Source organism: Enterococcus sp. AZ129, assembly GCF_051714505.1.
Taxonomy (GTDB): domain Bacteria; phylum Bacillota; class Bacilli; order Lactobacillales; family Enterococcaceae; genus Enterococcus; species Enterococcus faecalis.
This window is the reverse complement of record NZ_JBIORY010000002.1, coordinates 1-25748: the sequence shown is the minus strand read 5'-3', so window position 1 is coordinate 25748 and position 25748 is coordinate 1. Positions and strand designations below refer to the sequence as shown.

The 25748-nt window shown below is 35.2% G+C and carries 32 protein-coding genes and 2 pseudogenes; 5 read left to right on the top strand and 29 right to left on the bottom strand.

Features of this window, described 5'->3' with window-relative positions; translation table 11 throughout:
- A complete protein-coding gene (locus tag IGJ90_RS14060; protein ID WP_192411345.1) occupies window positions 1–345 on the bottom strand; it encodes a hypothetical protein in 345 nt (114 codons plus the stop codon).
- Window positions 345–965, bottom strand: coding sequence for a recombinase family protein (locus tag IGJ90_RS14055; RefSeq protein ID WP_192411344.1), 621 nt, complete (start codon window positions 963–965; stop codon window positions 345–347). Before IGJ90_RS14055 ends, IGJ90_RS14060 begins: the two co-directional genes overlap by 1 nt.
- 345 nt (window positions 966–1310) lie before the next feature.
- Here IGJ90_RS14055 and IGJ90_RS14050 point away from each other — a divergent pair, with 345 nt between their 5' ends.
- From IGJ90_RS14050 to IGJ90_RS14035, 4 genes are all read left to right on the top strand, one after another.
- On the top strand, window positions 1311–1910 hold the full coding sequence (locus tag IGJ90_RS14050; RefSeq protein WP_318654503.1) for a TetR/AcrR family transcriptional regulator: 600 nt from the start codon (window positions 1311–1313) through the stop codon (window positions 1908–1910).
- A 35-nt stretch (window positions 1911–1945) separates the two neighbouring features.
- Window positions 1946–3058 (top strand): NADH-dependent flavin oxidoreductase, encoded by a 1113-nt coding sequence (locus tag IGJ90_RS14045; RefSeq protein WP_192411342.1) that lies wholly within the window; start codon window positions 1946–1948, stop codon window positions 3056–3058.
- Between the two features lie 194 nt (window positions 3059–3252).
- Window positions 3253–3837, top strand: a complete 585-nt coding sequence (locus tag IGJ90_RS14040; RefSeq protein WP_438768363.1) for a recombinase family protein — start codon at window positions 3253–3255, stop codon at window positions 3835–3837.
- Entirely contained in the window at window positions 3815–3982 is a 168-nt protein-coding gene (locus IGJ90_RS14035; protein ID WP_225624584.1) for a hypothetical protein, read from the top strand. The genes IGJ90_RS14040 and IGJ90_RS14035 overlap by 23 nt, the downstream gene beginning before the upstream one ends.
- An 820-nt stretch (window positions 3983–4802) precedes the next feature.
- Here the strand turns inward: IGJ90_RS14035 and IGJ90_RS14030 are convergent.
- The 9 genes from IGJ90_RS14030 to IGJ90_RS13990 all read right to left on the bottom strand — a co-directional run bounded on the left by IGJ90_RS14030 (window position 4803) and on the right by IGJ90_RS13990 (window position 8443).
- Window positions 4803–4907 (bottom strand): putative holin-like toxin, encoded by a 105-nt coding sequence (locus tag IGJ90_RS14030; RefSeq protein WP_192411318.1) that lies wholly within the window; start codon window positions 4905–4907, stop codon window positions 4803–4805.
- 371 nt (window positions 4908–5278) lie between these two features.
- The gene (locus tag IGJ90_RS14025) at window positions 5279–5533 is read right to left on the bottom strand and encodes a hypothetical protein (protein ID WP_192411317.1); all 255 of its coding nucleotides are present in this window, start codon (window positions 5531–5533) and stop codon (window positions 5279–5281) included.
- A 232-nt stretch (window positions 5534–5765) separates the two neighbouring features.
- Window positions 5766–5894 (bottom strand): hypothetical protein, encoded by a 129-nt coding sequence (locus IGJ90_RS14020; RefSeq protein ID WP_263864322.1) that lies wholly within the window; start codon window positions 5892–5894, stop codon window positions 5766–5768.
- A 61-nt stretch (window positions 5895–5955) separates the two neighbouring features.
- Window positions 5956–6222, bottom strand: coding sequence for a hypothetical protein (locus IGJ90_RS14015; protein WP_225624583.1), 267 nt, complete (start codon window positions 6220–6222; stop codon window positions 5956–5958).
- Between the two features lie 43 nt (window positions 6223–6265).
- Complete coding sequence (locus tag IGJ90_RS14010) at window positions 6266–6826, bottom strand: thermonuclease family protein (RefSeq protein WP_192411316.1); 561 nt, start codon at window positions 6824–6826, stop codon at window positions 6266–6268.
- A gap of 91 nt (window positions 6827–6917) precedes the next feature.
- A complete protein-coding gene (gene ssb, locus IGJ90_RS14005; protein WP_192411315.1) occupies window positions 6918–7397 on the bottom strand; it encodes a single-stranded DNA-binding protein in 480 nt (159 codons plus the stop codon).
- Window positions 7398–7425: 28 nt separating this feature from the next.
- Window positions 7426–7758, bottom strand: coding sequence for a hypothetical protein (locus tag IGJ90_RS14000; protein WP_438768360.1), 333 nt, complete (start codon window positions 7756–7758; stop codon window positions 7426–7428).
- Between the two features lie 5 nt (window positions 7759–7763).
- On the bottom strand, window positions 7764–8132 hold the full coding sequence (locus IGJ90_RS13995) for a hypothetical protein (RefSeq protein WP_192411313.1): 369 nt from the start codon (window positions 8130–8132) through the stop codon (window positions 7764–7766).
- Between the two features lie 44 nt (window positions 8133–8176).
- The gene (locus IGJ90_RS13990) at window positions 8177–8443 is read right to left on the bottom strand and encodes a hypothetical protein (RefSeq protein WP_172689738.1); all 267 of its coding nucleotides are present in this window, start codon (window positions 8441–8443) and stop codon (window positions 8177–8179) included.
- Window positions 8444–8571: 128 nt separating this feature from the next.
- On the opposite strand from IGJ90_RS13990, the gene IGJ90_RS13985 reads away from it, so the two are divergent.
- Window positions 8572–8838, top strand: a complete 267-nt coding sequence (locus IGJ90_RS13985) for a hypothetical protein (protein ID WP_172689739.1) — start codon at window positions 8572–8574, stop codon at window positions 8836–8838.
- A 31-nt stretch (window positions 8839–8869) separates the two neighbouring features.
- Here IGJ90_RS13985 and IGJ90_RS13980 read toward each other — a convergent pair whose 3' ends face one another.
- From IGJ90_RS13980 to IGJ90_RS13895, 18 genes and pseudogenes are all read right to left on the bottom strand, one after another.
- Window positions 8870–9145 carry a helix-turn-helix domain-containing protein gene (locus IGJ90_RS13980; RefSeq protein ID WP_101732205.1) on the bottom strand — a complete coding sequence of 92 codons (276 nt, stop codon included), beginning with the start codon at window positions 9143–9145 and terminating at the stop codon, window positions 8870–8872.
- Window positions 9142–9501 carry a type II toxin-antitoxin system RelE/ParE family toxin gene (locus IGJ90_RS13975; RefSeq protein ID WP_101732204.1) on the bottom strand — a complete coding sequence of 120 codons (360 nt, stop codon included), beginning with the start codon at window positions 9499–9501 and terminating at the stop codon, window positions 9142–9144. Before IGJ90_RS13975 ends, IGJ90_RS13980 begins: the two co-directional genes overlap by 4 nt.
- 306 nt (window positions 9502–9807) lie before the next feature.
- Complete coding sequence (locus IGJ90_RS13970; protein ID WP_219376566.1) at window positions 9808–9894, bottom strand: putative holin-like toxin; 87 nt, start codon at window positions 9892–9894, stop codon at window positions 9808–9810.
- Between the two features lie 208 nt (window positions 9895–10102).
- The gene (locus tag IGJ90_RS13965; protein ID WP_192411312.1) at window positions 10103–12430 is read right to left on the bottom strand and encodes a hypothetical protein; all 2328 of its coding nucleotides are present in this window, start codon (window positions 12428–12430) and stop codon (window positions 10103–10105) included.
- A gap of 486 nt (window positions 12431–12916) precedes the next feature.
- The gene (locus IGJ90_RS13960) at window positions 12917–13003 is read right to left on the bottom strand and encodes a putative holin-like toxin (protein ID WP_219376566.1); all 87 of its coding nucleotides are present in this window, start codon (window positions 13001–13003) and stop codon (window positions 12917–12919) included.
- A 110-nt stretch (window positions 13004–13113) separates the two neighbouring features.
- Window positions 13114–13593 carry a hypothetical protein gene (locus IGJ90_RS13955; RefSeq protein WP_016617536.1) on the bottom strand — a complete coding sequence of 160 codons (480 nt, stop codon included), beginning with the start codon at window positions 13591–13593 and terminating at the stop codon, window positions 13114–13116.
- A gap of 96 nt (window positions 13594–13689) precedes the next feature.
- Window positions 13690–15261 (bottom strand): DUF3991 domain-containing protein, encoded by a 1572-nt coding sequence (locus IGJ90_RS13950; protein WP_438768356.1) that lies wholly within the window; start codon window positions 15259–15261, stop codon window positions 13690–13692.
- A gap of 63 nt (window positions 15262–15324) precedes the next feature.
- A complete protein-coding gene (mobP2, locus tag IGJ90_RS13945) occupies window positions 15325–16569 on the bottom strand; it encodes a MobP2 family relaxase (RefSeq protein ID WP_438768354.1) in 1245 nt (414 codons plus the stop codon).
- Entirely contained in the window at window positions 16566–17009 is a 444-nt protein-coding gene (locus IGJ90_RS13940) for a hypothetical protein (RefSeq protein ID WP_438768352.1), read from the bottom strand. The genes mobP2 and IGJ90_RS13940 overlap by 4 nt, the downstream gene beginning before the upstream one ends.
- The gene (locus tag IGJ90_RS13935; protein ID WP_014862503.1) at window positions 17010–17276 is read right to left on the bottom strand and encodes a hypothetical protein; all 267 of its coding nucleotides are present in this window, start codon (window positions 17274–17276) and stop codon (window positions 17010–17012) included.
- 309 nt (window positions 17277–17585) lie between these two features.
- Window positions 17586–18398: a hypothetical protein gene (locus IGJ90_RS13930; RefSeq protein WP_225624580.1), complete on the bottom strand. Its 813-nt coding sequence runs from the start codon at window positions 18396–18398 to the stop codon at window positions 17586–17588.
- Between the two features lie 21 nt (window positions 18399–18419).
- Window positions 18420–19532 (bottom strand): annotated as a pseudogene (locus IGJ90_RS13925) (lysozyme family protein).
- A 6-nt stretch (window positions 19533–19538) separates the two neighbouring features.
- A complete protein-coding gene (locus IGJ90_RS13920) occupies window positions 19539–20120 on the bottom strand; it encodes a hypothetical protein (protein WP_192411308.1) in 582 nt (193 codons plus the stop codon).
- Window positions 20120–21358, bottom strand: coding sequence for a hypothetical protein (locus tag IGJ90_RS13915; RefSeq protein ID WP_438768349.1), 1239 nt, complete (start codon window positions 21356–21358; stop codon window positions 20120–20122). Before IGJ90_RS13915 ends, IGJ90_RS13920 begins: the two co-directional genes overlap by 1 nt.
- A gap of 47 nt (window positions 21359–21405) precedes the next feature.
- Window positions 21406–21720, bottom strand: a complete 315-nt coding sequence (locus tag IGJ90_RS13910; RefSeq protein WP_225624578.1) for a hypothetical protein — start codon at window positions 21718–21720, stop codon at window positions 21406–21408.
- Between the two features lie 785 nt (window positions 21721–22505).
- Window positions 22506–23347, bottom strand: a pseudogene (locus tag IGJ90_RS13905) (hypothetical protein).
- 30 nt (window positions 23348–23377) lie between these two features.
- On the bottom strand, window positions 23378–23926 hold the full coding sequence (locus IGJ90_RS13900) for a hypothetical protein (protein WP_192411306.1): 549 nt from the start codon (window positions 23924–23926) through the stop codon (window positions 23378–23380).
- A 66-nt stretch (window positions 23927–23992) separates the two neighbouring features.
- Window positions 23993–25471 carry a glucosaminidase domain-containing protein gene (locus IGJ90_RS13895; protein ID WP_192411305.1) on the bottom strand — a complete coding sequence of 493 codons (1479 nt, stop codon included), beginning with the start codon at window positions 25469–25471 and terminating at the stop codon, window positions 23993–23995.
- Between the last annotated feature and the right edge of the window lie 277 nt (window positions 25472–25748).

Here is a 25748-nt window from a genome sequence, read left to right as displayed (position 1 = left end):
TTAATTCTCTCCATTTCTAAAGCTATATCTTGCAACCATTTCTCTAAATTCTTTTTTTGTTTTAGGACGAACTCGCAATACTTCTTCGGCCAACTCTAATAATAGTTTTTCTACTTTTACTGACATCGTATCAAAAATAACCATTGGCTTATTTTCTTTTTCGACGCGTTTTTTGTATCTTTGATAATTCGCAGAATAGAGTCGACCATTTGACATTTTTTCTATTCCGTATCCTGAAATCAAAGGATTTTCCAACATCTGAATAATCTTCTCTCTATTTTCCATAATAACTACTCCTTTTCTATTTTTTACGCAACAATCCATCGTATTTCTTTTATGATTCATTAAGAATCTACTTGATTTGACTCATAGTCTTTTTTTATCCTGTAAACTGTTTGCCGAGTGATTCCATACTCTTTTGCAATCTTTGAAATAGCAGTGCCTTTTTGTAACTCTTCGATAATATTTCTATAGACAGCTCTTTTTTGGGGATCTTTTGCTGTTGGACTATATAATTTAGGCCGCCCTTGATAAATACCGTTCATTTTTGCAATTTCAATCCCTTGTGCTTGTCTTCGCTTAGATTCTGTTCTTTCTTGTTCTGCAATCATTGCTAAAATCTGGACAATTAAATCTTTAATAAAACGATCGAGCAACGGATTTCCAATTGCTTCTGCCATAATAGGAAGACTTGTAATAATCAGCTGAACATTTTTATTTTTCAATAAATTAACCGTTTGAATAATTTCATCGTAATTTCTACCTAATCGATCAATAGCTTCTACCATAAAAATATCTGATTCTCTTACAAAATCCAATGCTTCTGTAAAAACAGGACGCTGCTCAATAGTTGCGCCAGATTTTTTCTCGACAAATATTTTTTCAGCTCCCAATTTTTTGAATTCTTGAATTTGTCGATCTAAGTTTTGATCTATGGATGAAACTCTTGCATATGCAACTTTCAAAATCCCACCTCTTTTCTACTTCATTATCACACACCCTAATCATACACTCAAAAAACAACTGTCATTTTTAGATTTAAATGGCACTATTCTTATTAGATATATGGCATATATATCTAATCTACATCTTTTATTAAACTGAAGGTTTATTTTAATTATTTGTATATACGAGATTTTCTTCTACTAATGTGATTCTAAGAGCGTGATAGGTAATTATATTGATAAGAACTACGTATCTAGTTTCATTTGTTATTTTATGCGGTAAAGCGAATTTGTGAAAAAACTAGAATTCCGAATGGTTCTCTTATAAAAAAATTAACCTAAAGAAAAAAACTTTACAATAACTGAATGTTCGTTTATTATTGGTTTATGAGAAAAAAAGACCTTAATAAAGAAGAATGCATCTTACAGTCTTCTCTAACCCTAATTACTACGCAAGGTTTATCGAATTTATCGATGTCTAAAATAGCTAAGGCATCCAATGTATCACCCGCTACTATTTATATTTATTTCAAAAACAAGGAGGATTTAATAAACAAACTTTACCTCAAAACAAAAGAAAAAATGAGCGAATCAATATTTACTACTGTACACTCCCAACAAAATTTGAAAGAACAGTATAGACAGATTGTGACGAATTTTATTCATTTTAACATGGAAAATGAAAATGAATTTTTATTTTTAGAACAAATTCAAAATTCGCCAGTTCTTGATAGTGAAACACTAAAAGAATCAGATGAAATGTTTTCTATATTATTTAATTTATACACAGTAGGTAAACAAAAAAAAATATTAAAAAATAGTGATTCCAGGTTACTTTCAATTATGACATCTAGTCCAACTATGGAGTATGTAAAATTATTTCATAAAAAACAAGTTGAGGGGTCTCCAGAAGAAATTAAGGATTTAATCAATATGTGTTGGGATGCTATTGCAAAAAATAAATGAACGAATGTTCATTCACTAGAAAGAAGGAGTTTTAAATGTCAAAATTAAGCAAATCAGTAATTCTAAATAATGGAGTGAAATTAAAAAATAGTGTTGTAATGGCACCTATGACCACATGGTCGAGTAACGATGATTATACTGTTTCTGATGAAGAGTTAATCTATTATAAATATAGAAATAGCGGAGCAGGTATGATTATCACAGGATGCACTCATATTCAAGAAAATGGGATTGGTTTTACAAATGAATTTGCGGCTTACAATGATACTTTTATACCAGGATTAAAGAAACTTGCAACTGTTATAAAAGAAAACGGAGCTAAAGCTATTTTGCAGATTAATCATGCTGGAAACAAAGCATTACCCAATTTGATTAAGGGTGAGGTTGTGAGTTCTAGCTCAGTAGAGACAGTAGCGACTGATTTTGCTCCTGCTCTGACACCTAAAGAACTATCTGAAAAAGAAATTGAAGTCATTATCCGTGACTTTGGAGAAACAACTCGTCGAGCAATAGAAGCCGGCTTTGATGGTGTTGAAATTCATGGGGCACATGGATTTTTACTACAAAATTTCGTATCGCCCTTTTTCAATAAACGTAAGGATCAGTGGGGAGGAACGTTGGAAAAGCGTTTAGCTTTTCCTATTGCAGTAGTTACAGAAATTAAGAGAGTCATCAATCAATATGCCCAGAAAGAATTTATTTTGGGTTATAGAATTTCTCCTGACGAACCTATGGAAGGAGCCTTAAGAATAAAAGATACATTTTCTTTAATAGATAAATTAATCGAACTAAATGTAAGTTATATCCATGCTTCGCTACCAGATGCTTTACAATCAAAGGCTGTTGATGCTACTAATGAGAAAACCTATTTAGATGAGCTAAGTCAGTATATCAATAAAAGAGTATTATTTGTTGCAGCAGGAACTATCCAAACGCCTGAACAAGCAGAATTAGTTATTGAAAATGGAGCATTACCAGCAATTGGGCATGCATTTATAACTGATCCTTTGTGGATGCAAAAAGCAGAAAATGGGGAGTCGGAGAATATTTATTTAACAATAAAAAAAGATAGTGTTGAAGAGTTAAAATTACCAAAAAAATTATGGTCAGCTATTCAAAATTCAGGTTCATGGTTTACGATAGAATAATGAATTCCAAGTAGTTAACTTCTTAAAATAAGAGTGTCCAGAAAACGACCCCGTTTCTGTACACAGTGTTTTTTTATCTATTTTTTAAATTTTTAACTTCTTTTTGTGTCCATAAACTCATATCAAAATCTATGTTCAATTATACTGGTTGTTTAAAGTTATGTTACAATAGATTTTGTAAAGGAGTGATTTTTTTGAAACCAGGATACGCCCGGGTCTCTACTGGTTTACAAAATTTGGATTTGCAAGAAGATAGCTTAAATAAATTCGGCTGCGAAAAAATTTTTTCAGATCATATGAGTGGTGCAAAAAGTAATCGGCCAGGATTAGAAACAGCCATTGATTTTGTTCGATCTGGAGATACACTTGTCGTTTGGCGTTTAGATCGTCTAGGCAGAAATATGGAAGACTTGATTTCAATCGTCAATCGCTTGAATGAACGAGGTGTTAGTTTTCATAGTCTTCAAGAAAATATAACAATGGATAAATCAAGTTCTACTGGACAGCTTATGTTCCATTTGTTTGCAGCATTTGCGGAATTTGAACGAAATCTAATTTTAGAAAGATCTGCGGCAGGACGAGCGGCAGCTCGAGCAAGAGGACGATTTGGAGGCCGTCCTGAAAAATTAAAAGCACAAGACTTAGAATTATTAAAGACTCTAATTGATAGTGGAACACCGATTAAAACCATTGCCGAACGTTGGAATGTTTCTCGAACAACGATTTATCGCTATTTAGATAAAATGGAGGAAAAAAATGGAAAAACAAATGCTCACTAGTTTTTCAGACCATCAAAGAACAGATGCGATGAAAAAATATAAAATTATTGAGCCTTATCTTAATAAACAAGAAACGATAAAAGAAATATCTATTAAAAATAAAATACCTATTCGTACACTTGAGGACTTAATCGCACGAATATAGACTGGAAATATTTTATCGAATCAAAACGATAAGATCCGCTTTGATTCGATATGATTTTTTCAATTGCATTAACTGCAAAATCACCTTGGGTTACCTGCGCCCATGAAATACTTGACATTCTTCCTGCATCATAAAACCATTGGGCAGCTAATTGAATTAGCTCCATTTCTTCCAAAGAATATATTGATTTTCCAAAAATATTGAATTTCAAATCCATAAATCCACTCCTCTTTTATAAAAATATACTATTTTTATAATTAACTTTGTAGATTCATTACTGTAAGTTTATCAATAAACGTATTTTTCAACAACTGTGAATATCTTATAATCTTTAAAAAAATGATAAACTTTATTACCATAAAAACACTCACCGTTTCAAAATTTTATTGCCCAATCCTATTGCCCCTTTACAAATTTAGTTTGTGCACAATCAAGAACAAGAGCCAACAACGTATACCCTATTGGCACTTGTTAAATCTATTTTAATGAATTAGTTGTCTATTAAATCATTAAATGATATAAAAGAATTATAGGAAGCACAAATCATTTCTTTACAAATCTATCTTTTTGGTCAGTCGACGGAAAACGGCTGGCCTTTGTTTCTTTCAAATCTTGCTTTTTTTGGTCTAAAAAAGGCACACGTCTATAATAGATCGTTGCGCCCTGCTCATTTAGTAGTATTTTTTTTTAGAATATGCTATACTATAAACGAAAAGAGAGCTGTGCTCTAACACAACTCTCTAGTGTAGAACCGTTTAAGACGGTAGCAAGATTTACTAATTAAAAAGTAACCAGTTAACTCGCCAAAGTTAATGACTGGTTACTTTTTTTTGTCATTGTTTAGCAACTTCACAACCAATCCAATCAATGCAATGGTAAAAGTACCAAAAGCAAAAATTGTCTGGATTGTTTCATATGCAGACAAAAAGGCATTTCCTTTCTAAAGATTTTAGCACTTACATTCATAAGCACCACCACCTCTCAAAGATAGCCACCGTCATAACTTTTCTACTTTTTCATTATAGCATAATAAGCATAGAAAACCTAGCTACGATAAGCTTTCAAGAATATTCTTATTCTTCTTTATTGAACCATTTTTCAGTTATATAACTTGGTATGTCCTTCATAAAAAACTTTCTTTTTAAAGTCGGTGTTGTTCTCCGACTATCTCTAACTAGAGAATACCTCACAATAAAAAAAGCTCTCTATCAACTAGAGAGCATCGTCAAAATTGAGAAATATAATGACCTTCTTAATGAAAATCTCTTATTATTTTATACTATATTTTTCCCAAATTCAATCTCTCATAATTACTTTTTCTTTGTAGGAAAGAAAAAATAATTGATTTGTTTTTTCAATATATTGATAGATTGCTACCTTCAATGTGTCTGTTAGCCCTAGTATCTGATCAATTATTTCTTTCACTTCTTTTTCATTGTATTCAAAAAAATCTCCCTTCCATATCAACGTTACTGTTAATTCTACGTTCCGAATTTGCAAAAAATACGTACAACAAAACGTATTGCCACACTCACGGCCGTAAATAAACATGTTACTCTCACTCTTTCCTTATACTAATCTTTTTTCTCTTTGACTAATTTGTTTCCCTTTTTTGCACAATCTCCTGAAATACTTTTAATTAATTATTTCAAAAATACAATTCATCTTCTTTTATCTCAAGTTTCCGTTCTTTTCTTTTAACAACTACTACAGCTACTACAAATAGAAAAGTAACAAATAATACATAGAACCCACATACAATGATTACTAGCCAAAGAAACTTTCAATGATAAAGTAACTGCAATGTCAATGAAATGATTAAACCAAAAACTGCATATAAAAATGATGGCACAATTTTTATAAACGCTTCAGCCATTTTTTGTTTTTCTTTGATTAGTTTTTGTTTTTCCATTCTTTTCCCTTCCTCTTGTTCCAAACGCCTTCATTATTTGATAATCTGCTCGAATCATTAATTATTTTTGAACATTTTGTAACCTATTTTCTCTTACAGTCCTTCTTACTGAACATTGATATTTATACTCATCCCAAGTAGTAAACAAATAGATAAATAACAAAAAGAAAATAACTAATTTAATCAACAACGGTAAAAATTGCATTAACATACCACATAAAATCATTGCGACCACCAATCGTTTATTCATCTTGTATTCACGTCCTTTTTTCAGTAAAATATAGTTAGCTTTTTTATTTTGATCTCTTTGTTTTCGGTACTTGTTCATTTATGACAAGTACCGTTTTTTCTTTAAATCCAATCTATTAGCACTAGTTACTCCATATGCCTAAGTGCTGTTGCTGCGCTAATACTTGTTTTTCTTCTAACTGTTCTAAGTATTTTGCTTCTTTATTTTTCACGTAAGCGACTTTTGCTAAACCTTCACTTACTAAGGTTTCCTGCAACAATTGACCATCTACAAACACATACGCCAATAATCGACCATAACGATCTATTTTATTGGCTTCATCAAATTCTAGTTGGATTTCTTTCGCATTACTCAACAATGTTTTTGTTCTGTTACTTGCTTCTTTACCAAATGGTTGAACAGGTGTATTCGGTTTGATCGTTTCGGGGGTATCTATCAATAAATACCTCACTTTTTGTTCCTTGCCATTTACACGAAACACGCTTGTATCACCGTCTACATGTCGAACAAAGTCTACAGCTACTCTTTCTGAAGAAGCTTGTTTTTGCTCAATTTGTTGTATTGATTGGTGTAGTTCTTGCGTTAATCCACCGATTATTTCTTGTGTGCTACAGCCCGTCAATAAAAGAAAGCTAAGACAAGAAACAAAAAAGAAGCCTATTTTATTTAGTCGTTTCCTCATTTCTTCTTCCCTCTATAATTTCTTGCTCCATGCCTGCGTAGCATAGAGCAAGACTATTTATATTTTCATAAAACATTACTTAACAAAGCTCTCAGAACGGCAAGTCATCATCTGAAATATTTATTGGATTTCCATCAAATGGATCATCATTTGGCATTGGATTATCTGCTGAAGAATGATTGCCTATATTGTCTACAGTATTAGATGGGTTCTGATTCGTTGACGTCCTTTGTTCTCTTTCTTCTGCTTGAGAACGTGATTCTAACAACTGAAAACTTTCCACGATTACTTCTGTTACATAAACACGCTGCCCTTGTTGGTTTTCATAAAATCGAGTTTGAATTCTTCCTACTATTCCAACCAACGTTCCTTTTCTAACATAGTTCGCAAACGTCTCCGCCGGCTTACGCCAAATCACACAGTTGATAAAGTCTGCTTCACGATCACCATTTTGGTTTTTATAATTCCGATTTACAGCTAAAGTAAACGTTGCAACAGCTATTCCACTAGCTGTATAGCGTAAATCAGGCTCTTTTGTTGCTCTACCAATTAATGTCACATTATTTATCATTTATAGTTCCTTCTTTCCTATTTTTTGATTATTTAGCCATATTTTGTCTAATCTTAGTTTCAGCCATAGCTATTCCTATTTCTTCTTGTAAGTAAATAAATTCTTCTTGTTGCCGTTCATAAGCCTCCCACATTTCATTTTCTATTGCTATTAATCTTTTTGCTTCTTCCTCTTCTTCAATCAGCCGTTGCTTTGTTTCTTCTTGAGCTTTTTTTATGTCTTCAATCTTTGTAAAGTCATATTTTGACTGTAATTCTTCATCATCCAATTCCATAATATTTTCTTCTAATTCTATATAAGCTTGCCTCAATCGTTTTTCTTCCAACCAGGAATTTGCTTTAGTATCTGTTTGTAATAACATATAATTCACACCTTTATTTTATTCTTGTTTTTTCTAACTATTTTTAAACACTGCTTTTTAATCATTAAATACACAATTACTATTGCTGCTATTGTAAGTAATCCTTTCATCAATACAGATAGGAGAGGCACGAAAAAAATAAGTATAGGCACAAAATATACCCAAAAATAATAAAATGCCGTCAAAAAAAGCGCACATAGGCTAATAAACGCCAGAAAATAACAAATTCTTTCTAATCCATGCGTTTGACTAAGCCCTTTCATCACATGTAGTATTGGCCAACCAATCATACGAATAACCAACGACAACAGAAAATCAATCCCTACACTAATCAAATCATATAGATTCTCAAAAAATAAACGGATTATTTCCATAGAAATTCCTCCTCTCACTGGCACCTTTTATCATTGGAAAGCAGCTACGCTGCCCACTGTTCCAATCGTTCAATTGCTTTTTTATCATGTTCAAGGTCGGTTGTAGTGTACCATTCAGGTAATTCCTTCTCAGAGAATAGACTATAGAGAAATGTTAATATTTCCATACTTTCTTTAGCTTTACTGACAGATCCGCATTGATTCACGTAAAATCGAACTTCTTGTCTTAACCTATCAACATAAGCATAATGAAAGGTTTTATTTTCTTTTACCATGTTTTTGAGTTTGTTTTTTTCTTCTTTTGTAAGCATTTTTTCGTTCTCTCCTCTGTTTTCTTTATGATTGTATTATACCAGTACTTGTATATAAGTACAAGTAAAATATTGATTTTTTTTATTTTTTTGATATACTTTTCTTAATAACAAAAGGAGGTTTCTCCATGAATATCGACTTATCTACTAAAGAGCAGAAAAAAGAATTCTCGGATTGGTTAGCGTATCATTTAGTTAGCAAAGAAATTGGTGCACAAATAACTGGTCAAACACCAAACGCTTTCAACCAGTCTGTTAAACTAGGACACATCCTTCCTTTTTATGAAACTGAAGGAAAAGGTCCTGCTAAAGTAAAGTTATATTTACGTGAAGAACTTGAAGAATATAGCAAAAAGAAACGCATATATAATAAAAAGAACGACTCACTTCATTGAAAGTAAGTCGTTCTTTTGCAATATATTATAACTATTTAAATTCTAAATGTAATTCTTTTCCTACGCCATGTGCAATTTCATAAAGAACTTTAAAGCTAACATTCAGTGTTCCATTTTCAATTCTAGCAATAGTACTTTGTGGTTTGCCAACTTTTTCAGCAAGTTCCCTCTGAGAAAAGCCTAGCTCTTTGCGCAATTGAGCTAACGCAACTGCTACTTCTAGTCTTTGAGACTCTAACTCAAACTCTTTAGCGAAAGAGCTACTGCTTTTTTTCTTTTGTTCAATTAGTTGATTAATGGTTGTCATAGTAGTTCCCCCTTTTCATAAAGTTTTTTTACATTTTTAGCATGCTCGATTTCGCTTTTAGGAGTCTTCTGGGACTTCTTAGTAAATCCATGAGTAATCAAAAATTTATTTTCTATCTTTTGAAAATAAATTGCTCGTTGTATATTACTTCCAACTTTTGATCGAAGTTCATACAAATCTGAATCAATTTTTTTAACCCATTCCATTCGTTGCGCAATTAAGAATCCATGTTCTTCTGTTTTCTTAATTGTTGCCAATAACTTAGCTGCATCTTTTTCGGGAATAGAATTAATAAACTCAACGAATTCACTTGACCCATCTTTTCTTTTTACAAATTCAAATTGTGGTTTCTTCATATAATTATGATAGCATATCCGCTATCACGCGTCAATGAATTATCTTTCGATTCTGCGGTCGTTCGTCGCTGCCAACGGAATTTTTTTAAGTCTACACTGGATTCTCATTGGTTAGAAAAGAAAAAAGAAAGAACCTTTATATGATAAAGGTTCCTCACTAGTATTTATCCTATAGATATGCTAAAATAAGTATGAAAAGAGAGCTGTGCGCTAACACAACTCTCTAGTGTAGAACCGTTAAAAAGACGGTGGCTTATCATTAAATGTTTTTAACCATCTAATTACTCGCCAAAGTGGATTAGATGGTTATTTTTTTGTGTTCGTATGATCTATAATCAGCAAAACTAACGTTGCGAATGCAATCATTAGCGATAATGCTTCAAATACAGACATGCTTACTCCCTTCTAGGGATAAAGCTATGAACCATAGGTCACCCCTTTATTCAAGAGATTAGCCACCATCTTTTCACTTTTCTACTAAGCTAGTATACCATATCTTTTTTAGTCTATATCAAGTTTTACCGTGGTTAGATAAAAAAGCCCCCAAAACCTGATCAGAGTTTTTTTTGGGGGTGTGGTATTATCGTAAAGATTTACTTAACTATTTTAGTAATTCATACTCAAATAATTTACTTTCCAATTCATCCGAGTAATAGTTAGCCAATCTAACTTTTAATTCTTTAAGTTTGGTATTAACCTTTTCATTGTTATAAATTTTTTTGTCGTTCGCATCTTTATAGGAGGTATTAATATCTTCTTCAATCTGATATGTTCCATAATTATAACAAGGATTGTATTCTTGAGTATCTTTAACAAGATCCAACAATTCATCAAAAACACCTAATAACATGAGATCTGCTCTATCAAGTTTTCCATATTTCTCTTGTTCAACCAACTCTTTACGTACTAAAGAATTTTCGTCTAAACACATTTCATTATTGTAAAAACGGCCATCTGTACCATAAAAACTTATACAATGATTTTTATGAGAAATGCATGTCCATAAAGTAGCCTTTCTTAAAAAATCAATATCTTTTTTGTACATTTCTCCTTTATCGGCCGTTGTATAATAAATGTCCTTTTCAAACCAGTTTTTTTGAGGATATTGTTTAGCTACAAACAAAGCTGTTTGTTCAGCATAATTAGAGATTCTCACTTGACTTCCATATCCATGATAGGTGGAAATCCTTGTCATACGAACATCTTGAGCAGTCAACCCAAATCCACTAGCTTCAAGATGGGCTAAAATATCTTCATTATACACCGGTTTAAATTTTTTATTATTTCTTATATACGTTTCTCGGCCGTCATATCCTACAACAGAAGTAGCAGCTTTATCAGTAGATAATTTTTTTGAATAGAGTTTAGAAAGCGTTGTATGAACTTTTTTGATAGTCACAAGTGCTACGTCTTTAAGAATGGCATCTTCAGGAACATCAATTACAGCAATTCCTTTTCCGGTTCCCCATTTTTTGTTGTCTTTCCAGATTTCTTTAGCCACAACAGAAATACTTTCTGTTGAAGTATCCTTTTCGTTTTTCCACAAAGCAACCAATAAAGAACTTTCTTGTGCTTTGAAATTTCCTCTATTAGCTAAAAAACCATCAACAAACACTTTAGACATTAACCCTACAGATTTCCAATATTTTACTGGTGCAAACAATACATATTGATCATTAGGATCCCGCATAAAATATTGTTCAAATGACCAGACAAACTGGTTAAGTAGATCCTTCGCATGATTACTATCTCCTGCAAATTCAGCAGACATTAATCTGCGAATATAGCTAAATTTATCTTTCGTTTTAACATTTCCTTCTTGTGCACGTGCCAATTCACTAGAATATGGCGGATTTTCTAAACCAATAATAATTACATCGTTATCATCAATGATTTCTTGTAGTGTCGCATGTTTTCCATCAGTTTCCATAGGAATGGTTAGAAACTCTTCTGCTAAAGCATCTCCACTTGCCACTAAATTTCCTTGATTCGACCGTACAACTGCTAGTGGGGGAATAATTGCTCTTACTTTCCCAATATATTTATTATACAAAACCAGCCATTCTTTTATTTCATAAGTATTCAAAATAACATGACTTAATTCCTCATCCGTTAAATAATGTTCTAATGCTCCAGTACCTGCGCATCGATCCAATATAACGTAATCCTTACCCTTTGGAACATTATTAATTGCTTTCCTAACAAGTTTAGTAGCTTCTTTTACGTAAGGTAATGGTGTATAAAATGCGCCCAAATCTTTTCTATTCGTCGGATCATTTAAAACATCCATAACCGTATCAAAATCAGTTTCATTTCCATTCCAAGGTAAAATATAATTTTCAACTATAGAACTTTGAGGATTTCTTAGCATGTTAAACATTTGCGATTTTGTAACAGTTCTATCACGATGATAAATATAATTTGCCCAACCCAAAATATTCGGAAAATTAATAGCAAACTTTTGATAACTATAATTTTCAAAAAGTGCCAATAGTTCTTTATTTTTAGGGCTATTAGGTTGAAATACTGTAAAATCAAATTCATTTTCAGGCTTAGTTGAATTTTTTAATGTTAATTTTTTTACATCTTTTGAAGCACTATTAACATAATTTGTTTCTATTTCAGAACGATATTGTATTGCATCGTAAACATATGCATGGTCTTTACTAATATCTACAAGGACAAGTTTACTAGGGATTGGAATGCCACCTTTATTTCTCAATTTCGAAAGATAGTGGATTGCTTGAACAAGTACAGCATTTAGATCCGCTATATTATTTTTGAATTCAAATAACGTACCATTCACAAGCCCATCAGTATTTTCAATTAAGACATCTTTTTCGTTAAAACCAAATGCCCTCCAAAAAAACAGATTATCTGCTCTTTCATTTCCAGATTGCCAACTTCTGTCTATTGAGAGAGGTGACACTATGCCACCTCTTCTCTTTTAGCCACCAAAAATAGACATCTTTGAGGAACAAAGACGTCTATTTTGCTGGCTATTTTTATTTTAATGTACGACAAATAAGCACGTGTATTTAAATTAACGTGCTGTGCTGTGCTGTGCTGTGCTGTGCTGTGCTGTGCTGTGCTGTGCTGTGCTGTGCTTAAGTATAGCATTTGTTTCTCCTCTGTCAAGTTTTTTCAAAAAAAATTTTACATGATGAGTACTAAAAATACAATATTTTTTCAATTCAAAAATTCCTCCAAAAATATATTTACAACTAATCAATAAAAAAATAAAGAACCTTTATATGAATAAAGGTTCTTTACTAGTATTTATCCTATAGATATGCTAAAATATGCATGAAAAGAGAGCTGTGCGCTAACACAACTCTCTAGTGTAGAACCGTTAAAAAGACGGTGACTCAAATAAATGTTTTAACCATCTATCCTCTGTCAAAGTGTTAGATGGTTATTTTTTTGTGTTCGTATGATCTATAATCAGCAAAACTAACGTTGCGAATGCAATCATTAGCGATAATGCTTCAAATACAGACATGCTTACTCCCTTCTAGGGATAAAGCTATGAACCATAGGCATCACCCCTTTATTCAAGAGATTAGCCACCATCTTTTCACTTTTCTACTAAGCTAGTATACCATATCTTTTTTAGTCTATATCAAGTTTTACCGTATTCATCACTTGCACAAGTAAATATCTTAATGTTTCTATATGTTTTTCTAATTGATAAATAGAATATACTGTAAGCATTGGAATTTTGATTGAGTAACTAACCCAGCCTACACCACGTTTTTCTAATTTTATTGAAAAAGGAGAACCATAGCCAATTGATATAATTTTTTGCAAATTTTCTAATCCTGAAACATTATATATGCTATGACACACCCCAATCTCAAATTGATCATCGTCAAGAACGTTTATATCAATTACAATATTTCTACTACCTACCGTATAACTACCATCTTTATTCAGCGTAAAATCATTGTATCCATTGTACTCTAAATTCGGAGTGTTCAAATTCAATAGAAATCTATAATCTTTCTCATCTGCTTCTGGATCTAACCAAAGAAAAGTACCTAATTTTTTCAATCTTTCCATCAACTCTTCATCACTAATTCTGTTGCTCATAATTGCTATTCCTTTCTATGTTTAATCGTAAAACAGAAAATAACCCTTTAAAGCTACTGGACACTTACAAGACTAATTCAATGAACAAACGTACTTTTACACGCGAGCCATTTCTTTTGCTTTCGCATATTTTCTTTGGTCTTGTTTATCTACTGCTTGATATCCGTAATTTTTAATTAAGAAGGCCATTTCATGCGCTGACTCTGCCTCATAAAATCCAACGGTCTGTTCAAACCGTTTGCGGGTTGCCACAACCGTCTGTTTCCCTTCTTTTTGCTGCATCGTTACTTCTAAGTGTTCCCCGTCTTTTCGCTCATAACTTTCTTCCAGTAATTTTTGTTCAACACTCCGTGCTGTTCGAACTTTTAAAATATCATTCCAGTCCTTATAAATGACATCCATCGGCTTGTAACGTTCTTCTTTATATTGTTTATGATACGTGGTTATTTTCGATTCTAGACGCCGTAACGCTTCGTCTGTTATTTCTAGTTGTGGCTTTCTTAAAAAGGCTTGAAGGTCGATATAGCCTGTGTTTGGATTACGAGACTCATTCAACGCCTTTGCCACCTGTATAGAAGTTGCACGCACGTCTATCTCATGATCATTTCTTTTTTCTGGGTCTTTTGCCGCGTAATAGCCATGATAGTTCCAGCCATTGCCCACTGTCGTTTTATTAGACATATTCGTCAATGCCTTATGAACCCCTGCAATCAATTCCCACTCTACCGCACCATTTACGGCAGCTGAAGCCGCTTGGTAATGTTGAATGTTTTCTTTTAATATCCAATGGTCTAAAGGAATAAGAGAATGAAAATGTTCATAGTGACTCATTCGATCCCAAAACTCATGACCTGTTGGATCATTATCCAGACCAAAACAAACACCTGCCGTCGGTCGCGTTCCTTTGGTTTCTTTCATGTATTTCATCGCAGATACAACCGTTTCAATATTCATGCCGTGCCGACCGTCTAAACAGAACAACATACAATCTTTTAATCGGTCTTTATTTAACGACCAATACGACAAAGCATCGATAGGCGCTTCAAAAAATAAAATCCTATCTGGGTTCTTACCAATCGTCACATTAAAGCCAAAGTGTTTTTGCGAATTTTTAGCAATTTTCTTTACTACGCCTCGTGGCTCATTCTTATCTGGTGCAATGCCTTGAACGGTGGCACCTACCCGTCTTCCTGCATCATTCCAAACAAAAATGGCTTGGCCTAACACATCTTGTTGAATCATTCCTTTTTTTATTAGTCCCCGGACAATCTCTTCATCCAATCCCCGCTTGTTGATTAAATAGTTCTCTACTTGTTCTGTTGATGGTGCGTGTTTGAAATAATAACGAAACGGTTCTTTTTTCTCTTCTTTGATAGTGGCTTTTGGAAATTCTGTTTGTGTTAATAGCGCCACACACTCTTTAAACGAACCTAACTGTAAATAATGTTGCGCAAAAGAAATCGTATCTCCGCCCAGCGTCTTACCGTCTGAATTGACCACTGAATTTTGCCACCACTGATTGGTGAACTTATTAATACGTAAGCTATCATGTGCAGCGTCCGTTGCCCACTTGTTCCCTAAGTCAATAATTTCTACTCCTTGAGCTCGGGCAAAGTCGACAATCGACACTTGTTTCGCTTTTTCCTTCAATTCCGTAAATGTTTGCATCGGTCTTCCTCCTTTAATTTTCATACACAAAAAGCACAACGTATATACCTTACGCTGTGCTTTTTATCGACTATTTTCTTGTTCTTGCTCACGGAGTAATTGTTGATAGATTCGTTGGTTCCGGGCATGTTCAACCTGCCTATCCAATCCCCGCTTAATTTTGTTTAGTTGCTTCTGACTCACTAACGGTTTTTGCTTAGTGGTCTTCTCCCACTCCTCTTGATTCGTTTCATACTGACGAGGGGCACGCTTCTTTCGTTCCTGGTCTTGTTCCTTCATATCTCGCAATAAGGAATTTCCTAACCGCGTATACAACTCATGGTATTTATTTTTCCGATAATCAAGAATTCGTTTGTACTCTATATCCCCTGTTCCGTATGCTCGTTCCCGAACATCCATTTCTTCTTGTAACTGCTGGTCTAATTGCGAAACTAAATAAGGTTGATACTCCGACAAGTACCGCTCAATGTATTGATCAATGAACGGACGTGCTTCTCGTAATACGTGATTGTTATACTTCCATAAACGTCGATCGTTTGGCAAGCGATCATAAATTTGTGTGTACAATTGCCGGTACGGTTCTTCTCGTAACGCTGCTTTCCACGAATAACCAGGACCTGTAATTTCTTTCCGTATTAAAGTAGAAATTTTCGCTAACGATTGATCACGGTCTAAGAGATTACTCACCATACGACTTCGCACATGGTCCAAGGTCTTTTTGTGCCAGCTCCCCTTTCTAGCCTGATACGTTTCTCCTGTTTTTCGATTCGTATAAATCCCATAGGGGCGTGTTGGTTCTGGTTCTACAATCGCAAAATGGATATGAATGTTATCCGTATTATAGTGAATGGAAGCCGCCCAATTAGCCGAGTCTGCTAGCTGTTCTTCCACTAACGTTTCTTTCATCATATGACGAAATGCATTTTTTATATCGTCTGCTTGTAACTGCTTCGTCCGAGGATTCCAAAAACCATAATGGGCTAACCAGTCATTGTCAAACGACACCACCCCTTGCCACATAACCGAGTCTTGTTCTTGTGCCTGTTGAAAGACTTCTTTAATCAATCGCCGTTCTTTGGTAGTTAATTGATCTTTATTCGCAGTGAACAGACCATCGCTTTTTTCAGGGTTGCCCATGTATTCTAAGTACCCATCTTTGTCTTTGGTTGCGGCATTGAATTTCTCAAAGTGTTCATTACGAACTGCCTCGTCTCGGTCCAAATAATCCACATACGTTTTAAAGGTTTCTGCTTTTCCTGTGACATATTGAAACGCAAAGACCACACCAGGTCGTTTCTTCTCGGTCATTCATTCCCCTCCTGTGGTCCCTTGTATCGTTCACGGTTTAACTTCTTCGTTCGATACGCGGCAATCTCATCACTCACTCGTTGGATTGCCTGCTTCATTGGCTTAGCTACCAAGTCACTCATACCACCTAGAGAAGAAATTCCCTCTTTGATTAACCGACCATTCTCGATCTCCATCAGCACACGCGTATTTTTATCGATGTATCCTGTCCGAATACGTATCGGGTCCAGCTCTTTTTTTACGTCTTCGAGGAGTTCTTTTTTTAATTGTTGTAAGGTCTCAAGCTCTTCTTTCATTCGTGCATGTTCTTCAAAAATCATCGTAAGTAGTTCGGCGTTTTTCTTCCCTGGGTATTGTTCCGCATAACGTTCAATATAGGCTATCCCAAACGGACTATCCTCATTCGTGAACCTTGCTTCAAATCGTTGGACAGAATCCATTTACACACCCTCCCCAAATTCTTTGAGGAAGCGATCAATGACCGCATCCTGTTGTTGAATGATACGCAACGCTTCAGACAAAACCCGCTCGTGGTTTTTGACCAGCGCCTCCCACTCCAAACGTTCGCCGGTGAACTCAGCGCCTGCCACGTGAGAGGCAAGCACAGTCTTTGCGTAGGCTTCTCGACTGACGCCTTTTTTTGTCGCTAGGTCGTCCAGCCCCGCCACCGTTTTTTTGGAGAGCTTCCTTAATAAAATATCTGCCATAACTGTCTTCCTTTCGTTCAAAATATCAAGATAAGCACGATAGAGGAAGCGAAGCTTCCTGCTATCGCGTTACAGAGAGTCTGTGGGCTTGGCCACAAGTGCACAGACTCTTTGTAAGAGCATAAGGGGAACCTGATATCAAAATTGATATAAACCGCAGTGCGGTTTGGTTTTAGCGTGATATCACTTTTTTTGTGAATACCGGTAAAATTGCCTGTTTTACCGGTACTTTCTTAACGGTAAAACTATGGTTTTTAACGGTAAAATCATTTTTACCGTTAAAAACACCCAAATTACCGGTAAAAAACCTCAATTTTCCTCTAATTTTTTAGCTAATTTTTGGTACTGAACCATCATTTTTTCCTGTTCCTCCACTCGTTTTTGCTCTTCCTCTATGCTCTGAGTCAATGAGCGAATCTTGGATTGGTTCTGAGAAATTTTCCCTTCGTCCGTTGTCCGTTGCTCACTTGTTTTGAGGGAGAGGTGCTCTTTTATTTCTTGATTGGCTACTTCTAAAATTTTAATATCTTGCCTTGCTTTTCGGATCGTCGCTTCCGATTTTTTAGCTTCTTTCTGTGCTTCTTTTTCTAGAAAAACATACAAGGTTTTCAAGTAAGCCTCTTCTGTTTTTGGCTGGAATTTCTTCTGATGGTTCGCCCTTTTTACAGAGACTGGGAAGAGCTCAGAGCCACTAATCAAACTCTTCTGTTCACTCTTTGTATACATCACCGCAAGGACAAAATCTCTATCTTTTTTTACGGATTTTACAAACAGTTGATAGTAATCGTCTGTGATTTTTTCCACCTTGACGTCTAGCTTACTCAACATGTTTTTAGTCTTTTGGACGACGGGTTGAATAGGGTCTAGCGGGTCAATTTTGTTGACCTTGAAATACACGCCTAGCTGTAAAAGCTCTTGGTCTTCGTAGTAGTTGGCTTCCACTAACTGGACCACATTTTGCCCTTGCTCAATGTCCTCTCCAATCTTTACTCCTTTGTCTTTTTCATTGCCTGAATAGAAAAATAAACTACCAAACAAAACAAAGAAAATCGTTAAAAGGACTCCACCCATTCGCCGATATTTCTTCACACGTCCATCCTTTAATGACAGTTCTGGAATCATGGTTTCTCCTCCTCTCACTCATTATTTTTTACGCACCAGACTCGTTACAATCGGGTATTCTTTTCCCCAATGACGCGTATATTTTGCCGCTACACGACCCTGCTCTGCGTTCTGTTCATAGGTGGTAAATTGACCGTTTCCGTCAACGCTGGCTACCACACCGGTATGGCCATAAACTTGGGGGGCATACCCACCTTGACCAAAATTAATAACGTCTCCGGCACGCACATCATTGTAGCTAGGATTCAAGATAACTTCCCACCCATAGGCAGCCCAATCATAGTCTGTTCCTATCTGTGAGGCATACCATTTATTGGATCCCATCAATTGCGGACCACCTAATTGTGTGACATAGTAAGCCGTGAGCCCGTAACACTCTCCATTGTTCAAAGTTTGACCTAAAACACCATCAAGCGTATTAATCGCACCTGTACTTCCTTCTTGTTGTTGCGACGTCACATAACGTTTTACCTTGTCACAATAAAAGAAGTTCCCGCCATTCAAATAAAGGTACCCGCCATTGTACGCAACAGCGATTGGATCATTGTAGGTGTATCGTGCTCCAGTGGTATTTCCTAAAGACGGCGCTACCACCGTTAACGAATATTTATCCGCCAATTCTGTCGAGTGCTTCTTGCCATTTTGAGAAACAAACACATTGTAATTACTCCCGAAGTTATACGATTAGACAGCCGTCCAACGGTCATTGCCTAACGCTCGCGCTTGGTTCAAGCACTGCTTGTAATACCGAACCCCTTGGCGTATCGACGACTCAGAATCTGCCAACGCAAACTGAGGCAAGCCTGCCGACTCACTACTCTGCATAGGGTCAGGTTCTTTCCCTCCAGACTCCACCATCATGATGGCCAATAAGACGGGGACTTCTTCAGAAATGTTTTCCTCTTTGGCGTATTTTTCAACGATGGCTTTTTTTGCCAACACTTCTGGACTAAGGTTTTGATTCCCCAAAACCCCTGAAACATTTCCTCCTTGTCCGCTACTTGCACTGTCTGCTTGCGCTAAAAACAAAGCACCTGTCGCAAGAAGTATCACCGTGAAAAAAATAGCGATCGTGAGAAAAAAACTACCAGGAAGAAGCCAACATAATAACTTATGCTTTAGGAGTTTTTTCACTAGGCATTACCTCTTTTCTTCAAAAGAAACCTCTTCGATTTTCCAGTCATTCCCACTTTGGCCAAACAATAATTTTCCAGTCATTAATACGCCTCGATTCTGTTTATCTACACTCATAAAGGAGTAAATCAATTGCTCTTTTGCCCCATAATGAACCACTTCTTCCTTCTCTATGTTTTGAATAAACTGATAAAGAGGAATCTGTCCAGAAGCCAATTGTTTCTGAACAGATTCGCTTGTGATGGCTTTAATTGCTGGGTCTTTTTTCACGTCTGGGTTCATTAATGAAACGATAAATTGCGTGCCTAGCGCTTCTAATTTACTAATCGTATCCAAAGACGACGCATTCCAATTGGCTTGGTCTACAGCACGTTTAGAAGGCTCTTTTTCTACTGAGGAGGACGACGTTTCCATTGACTCAGACGAACGGTTAATCGTTGAAGCATCTTCTTTCATGGTGGAAGAAAGAACATATTCTTCAACGTCGCCTTTTCCTTCATTACGGAAGAAAAGCGAAACCATGCCTATAAGTAAAAACACGACAAAAAAGCACGCAATAAACACCCGAAATTCTTTTGGCTGTTTCATTACGCACCACCTCCAAAGAGAAGTATTTCTTCTTGCGTACGTTCAGTCGTCATTAATAAATTTTCTGCGCCATCAATACAGAGAAGTCCTTGTCCAACCTTTAAATTCGGCAACAACTCATATTGAAGTTCGGAAATACTATCTCCAAACAATTCTCGAATAATCTTTAAAGAAACTTGACTATGTTTCAATAAGAAACGATACTGACACAACCCATACAATTGCGAAATATCATTCGCAGCTTCTGCCATGTCTTTGTCTGACACCTGATCCATATTTGGAAACATTCGCTCCAAGCGTTGGGTCGCTAACCAAATGCCTCCAAACAACTTCCGTGCTTCAGACATCATGGTCATAAAGAACCGTGTAACATAGGACTTCGTTGTATTGATCCAATTGTGGCACTCGTCTACCGCTATCACAAAATGCCGAGCCAAATCAAGGGCTTCTTCTGAATTCATTGTTTTTATCCGTTCGTTATACAAATCAAATTCTTTCAACCCTTGACGCATACACGCTTCATGCGTTTGGTCAATGGCATTGTACATTTGTAAATCTTGAATTTCTCCTGAAAGCTGTCCCAAAGTATTCGTGTTATAACAAACAACCTGCACATTGCTTAAATCTTTAAACGTCGTATGACCATTAAACATGTTGCCATACTGCTTTCTTAATTTGGTTAACGAAAGAAGAATACTTGAATAATAGCTTTGATACTCTGGATCACTTTCTTCTTCCTTTCGTTTTTCAAAATAAGCGATCACGTCACTTAAAATAGGATATTCTTCCACTGGAAGCGACGTGACAGGTTGTGTTTGTCGTTCTCCAATCAACCCAATGTCTTCATAAAAATCATGGAGAGTATTCGTATAAAGGGTTACTACGTCCTCTTTCGCTTCTTTGTTAAACATACGATACTTAATTCCTGCTTTTGAAATATGTTGCTGGAAAGACGCTTTTTCGTCCACCGTACCGTCCTCACGGACTACTGTTGGAAATACTTGATACATATTAATCATGCCGTCTGTCCCATCTAAATTAACGACTGATCCCTGAAACAAGCGAACCAACGCATTGGCTTCCTTCGTTGTACCAAAAATACGAATCAAGTCACCACGCGTTGCTCGATCAAACAACATTGCTTTTAGTAGTGTCGATTTCCCTGCCCCCATATCTCCAGATAAAAACACATTATAGTAAGTGCGTTTTTCTGTTTTCGCAAAGAAATCAATGTACACCGTTCCACCAGAAAACGTCGTACCATAATAGCGCCCACGTCGATCATTTAACTAGCCATAGCCGTACTTACCAACAAAAAGAAACGTTCATAAAACGCGTCTTTTTGTTTCAGCTCTCCTTCATCCATAAACAACACATGACGTGTCAATTCTCGTAACAGCGTTAATACCGTAGCTTCAGGAGACTGCGTAAGAGTAAACAATTCAATTTTTCGGTCATTCGGTACATATTGGCCCTGCTTACTTTTTAATTCCTTTGGGACAATAGAAACAGTAAAATTCAAATAAGGCGTTGCGTCCTCATACGTATTGGTTAATACCGTACACAACAAATGATGCAAGGTTTGTTCTTCTCCAACCATTTCTTTCACCTCCTCTCAAAGCAACAAAAAAAACAAGTAAAAACTACTTGCTTCAAAAATTGCTTTATGTTATATAATAAATAGAAGGACAATAATCCTTTAATAATCCCTGTGACTAAGTCACAAAACAAAAAATACTCCTTTGGTGTCCAGTACCGCAACTACTGGACATTCTTTTTTTCTTGAAAAAAAGACAGCATTTGTGGTATAAAAAACAAAGAACAGTGTTGTTTTCTGTTCTTTGTCACACTCAAGCGTCCGTTAGCGGATACTAACGGGCGTTTCTTTTCTGGATCAATAGTCTACCAACAACATTTTCTAAAAACAGTTAATCAGTGGTCGATTGACTGTTTTTATCATAAAATTGACATCTTTTTCATTTGTTTTATAATGAAAGGTGTATAAACACTCCATCACAATCTATCTTGAAAGGCTTCGCATATTTTGTCGAGCCTTTTTATTTTTTATTGAAAAATTTTTTGATCTGTGATATAAAATAAACAAATGAGCAATTCAAACATAGTGTGAATCCTTAGTAAATTCGACGCAGTGAATTTACGGATACCAGTCTTTTAGACTGGTATTTTTTATTGATTTTTTCTGAAAAATATGTTATATAAATAACATACTTACCTCAAAAAAAAAAAATTAGAAACTATTTTCTAAAACGCTGTTGAAGCAATCAGGTGTGATTGCTTCTCTTTTTTTATTTCCTTTACTCAGAAGCTTCTTGTTTTAGAAACTATTAGCTTTCCACTTTTTAAGTACCTCTTTTCTTTTTATTCTCATTCACTAGCTTCTTCTAAAGTGAATGATGAATCAGTCTCAAGCACACATTCTTGCACCGATAAACTTTTCGGTTCGATAATTGACCACTTCAATTTCACAGTAGTAAATGTTTCTTTTAGATATTTTCCTATATAAATATGAGAAGATTGTCCTTCTATATAGGCAGGTTGGATTTCATTCTCATGTTCAACTATTTTAAAACCAATTGGAACAAAAATCTGCCCAGCGTAATCAAATAAAATAACTTGATCTTGAATACGTTTAGGAATAGAACTAGCCTCTCTTTTTTCTCTATAATCTGTAATAACAGCTAAATGGTTCCTTGCTCTTTGCCAAAAAAGATAAATTGCAAGGCTACTTAAAAGAAACGTTACTAAATTGGAAAGGAATGTAACATCAAATTCCCTTGGAATATCATCCAATGTTTGGATATTTGGAATTTGTCCTTGCCATGTGGAATTAACTCTCAATACACACCAATAGACAATGCAAGATTTTACAAAACGGCATAACCCTCTCTTTTAAAGTCTGATAGTCCCAAAAACATAAATTGAACAAAAACCACAAAAAGTAAAACATTACTTATTGTGTCTGCTACGCTTGTAAACAGCTGTTGTTTAGATAATCCAAGACTTTTGTCTAATTCATAACAAAGTAGAATAAAATTCAAAGCATACAATAGACAAACTATCATTGCACGATATCTAATAAAATAAATAAGATTCATCAATTGCACGCGATAAAATGCAGAACTTGTTAGGGTTGCTACACATTTATTTTTCGTTTCTTTCATTTCCCTTTTTAACTCGTTGAACATTTTTTTAACATCATTTTTCATTTGTTAACCTTCTTCCTTTATACTTTCTACCTACGTTAATTCTACGCACTTAATAAGATCTAACATATCCTTCGGTGCATAAATCACATAAATCGTTCTTGATATATCAAACTTTTTACGTTTTTCTTCTAATACCTTATCTTTAAATTTCGCTTCCTTCACTTCAATAAATGGCTGTTTTTCTTCCGTTGCTTTATAAAAAACATTGTTTTTCTTTTTATCAACCTTTATCGTATCTGACAAATGATGTTTTACTAATCCAAAATCAGATTTCGTAAAATAATATAAATCACTACTTGTTTGAGTTTCTCCATTTTTTGTTACTCCTGAACTAAATATGAAAAAATTTCCTAATAATAAAGGAGAATTCCCTTTCGACCCAAAGATATTTAGTTCTTTATCAACTGATGACAATTCCTCAAATTTTTCTTTTTTCACAAGTTCATAGTTCACTGCTGTATCATCATAAATCTTTTCCTCCAACTTATTTGATTCTATCTTTATGTAACCAAACACTACATATAAAAAAATAACTGAAGTTAGAATAACAAATAAAACTACGGCTTTTGTATTCACCATTTTTCAAAATCCTTTCTCGTATAAACAAAAGAAAAGCAGACACATTGTCTGCTTTTCTCTGTTTCTTTATTTGGGCATGATATAACTCAACATACTTGTTTGAGTTGCTGCAATTGTACGAGTAGATACGACGTTTAAGCCTTGTACATTCATTTCTGAAATGTAAATTGAACCGTCTTGATTCACTTTTTCTACAAATGCGACATGACCATAAACTGGGTCTGCACCTAACACGCCTGCAGGAAAGGAAACAGCTGTTCCAGCTTGTGGTGTGCGACTCACTTCATAACCTCGAGCTTGGCCAGTCACGCCCCAATCTTTTCCATTTCCCATGGTTAAATCAATGTGTTTGCCTAATTGCGTGATTCGATTATAGACATATTGCGTACAATTTCCCCACGCGTAACTATTAGACGTATCATAGTTTTCCCCGTTATACGCTGGAAAATCAGATCCTGTCATTTCTACTGTTGCTTTCGGATGATCATACATGGTTAAGTCGTAGGTTTCAATTAAGCCGTTTAATTTCTGATTGTACTGACTATCTGTCGCATAACGTCCTGTCAAATACTGAGTTGCTTCTTGATAGGTTTTCGCTTTACTTTTCCAGACACCTTCATAAAAAGAAGCGTTCCCTGCCAAGCCTTCTTTTAACAGTTTCGCATAATCTTTTAGGCTCTCCTCGTAGCTCTGATATTGTCTAAAGGTTGCTTGGGTAGTATAAAGTGTTCCATTGCCTAAATCCTCTTGTGTCGCAAAAGAGACCCCTTTTCCGTTATGTGTGCCTTTAATGCCAAATAAATTATAGTTTGGTGCTTTTGATAGTAAACTTTGACCACTAGCAGATTCTAAAATCGCCTGTGCAATCATAACAGAAGCATACAAATCATTTTCTTGCCCCACTTTTCTAGCTGCTTCTCCAATTTTTTGAATAAATTGTTCTACACTTTCATTTTTTTCAAAGTGAATTGTTCCATCTGAAGAAAGCGTACTTTCTGGCACTAACTCTTGAATAGGCGCTGATGGAGCTTGGTGGTATTCTTTGACTTCGTCTACAACAGGTGCTGCTGTTTCTTGATTTGTGGTGCTTGTTTCTGTATTAGTAGAAACATCAGATTGAGTGGACACATTTGGCTGATTTGTCGGCGTTTCTGTAGGATTTTGTGGTGTTTGTGTCGTTGAAGAATCCGTTGGTTTGGACTCTTCTACAGGCTGATTTTCTTCTGGTTTTTGTTCTGGTTCTACGGGTGTCGTTTCTGGTTTGCTTGAATCTGGCACCGTGGGTGTTTCTGGTTCCACTGGTTGCTCAGGTGTAGTTGGTGGTTCTTCCGTGGAAGAATCTGTTGGTGGTACTTCTGGCGTTGTTTCTGGTGTAGAATCAACGGTTTCTTCTGTTTGTCCTCCAGTACTTCCTTCTTGAACCGTCGCAGATTCTGAAGAAAGTGTCGGCGACGTAGGTTCTTCATTTGCAAAAACTGCTGGTGTATAGCCAAATACTTGGCTAACAACTAATAATGCAGACAATAGTTTACTTGTTTTCTTCATGACTTTTCCTCCATTTATTTCATTTTTTCTTACCAAACAGAAGTATATACACCTGTTTGTGAAAACTTTTTTAACACATTATAAAATTTTTTCAAAATTCTATTTAAAGCAAATTATTTATTTGTGTTATATACTTGGTTAACTGCGGCACTTTCTTAAAAAAGTTTACCAATGTCTGTTTTGAAAAAGTAGGTTTAAAGTAGAATGCAAAAGGGTGATTCTCCTTGATAGGTATCAAAACATCAAAGGAATAAACGTCCATTGCTTGATCTTTCAC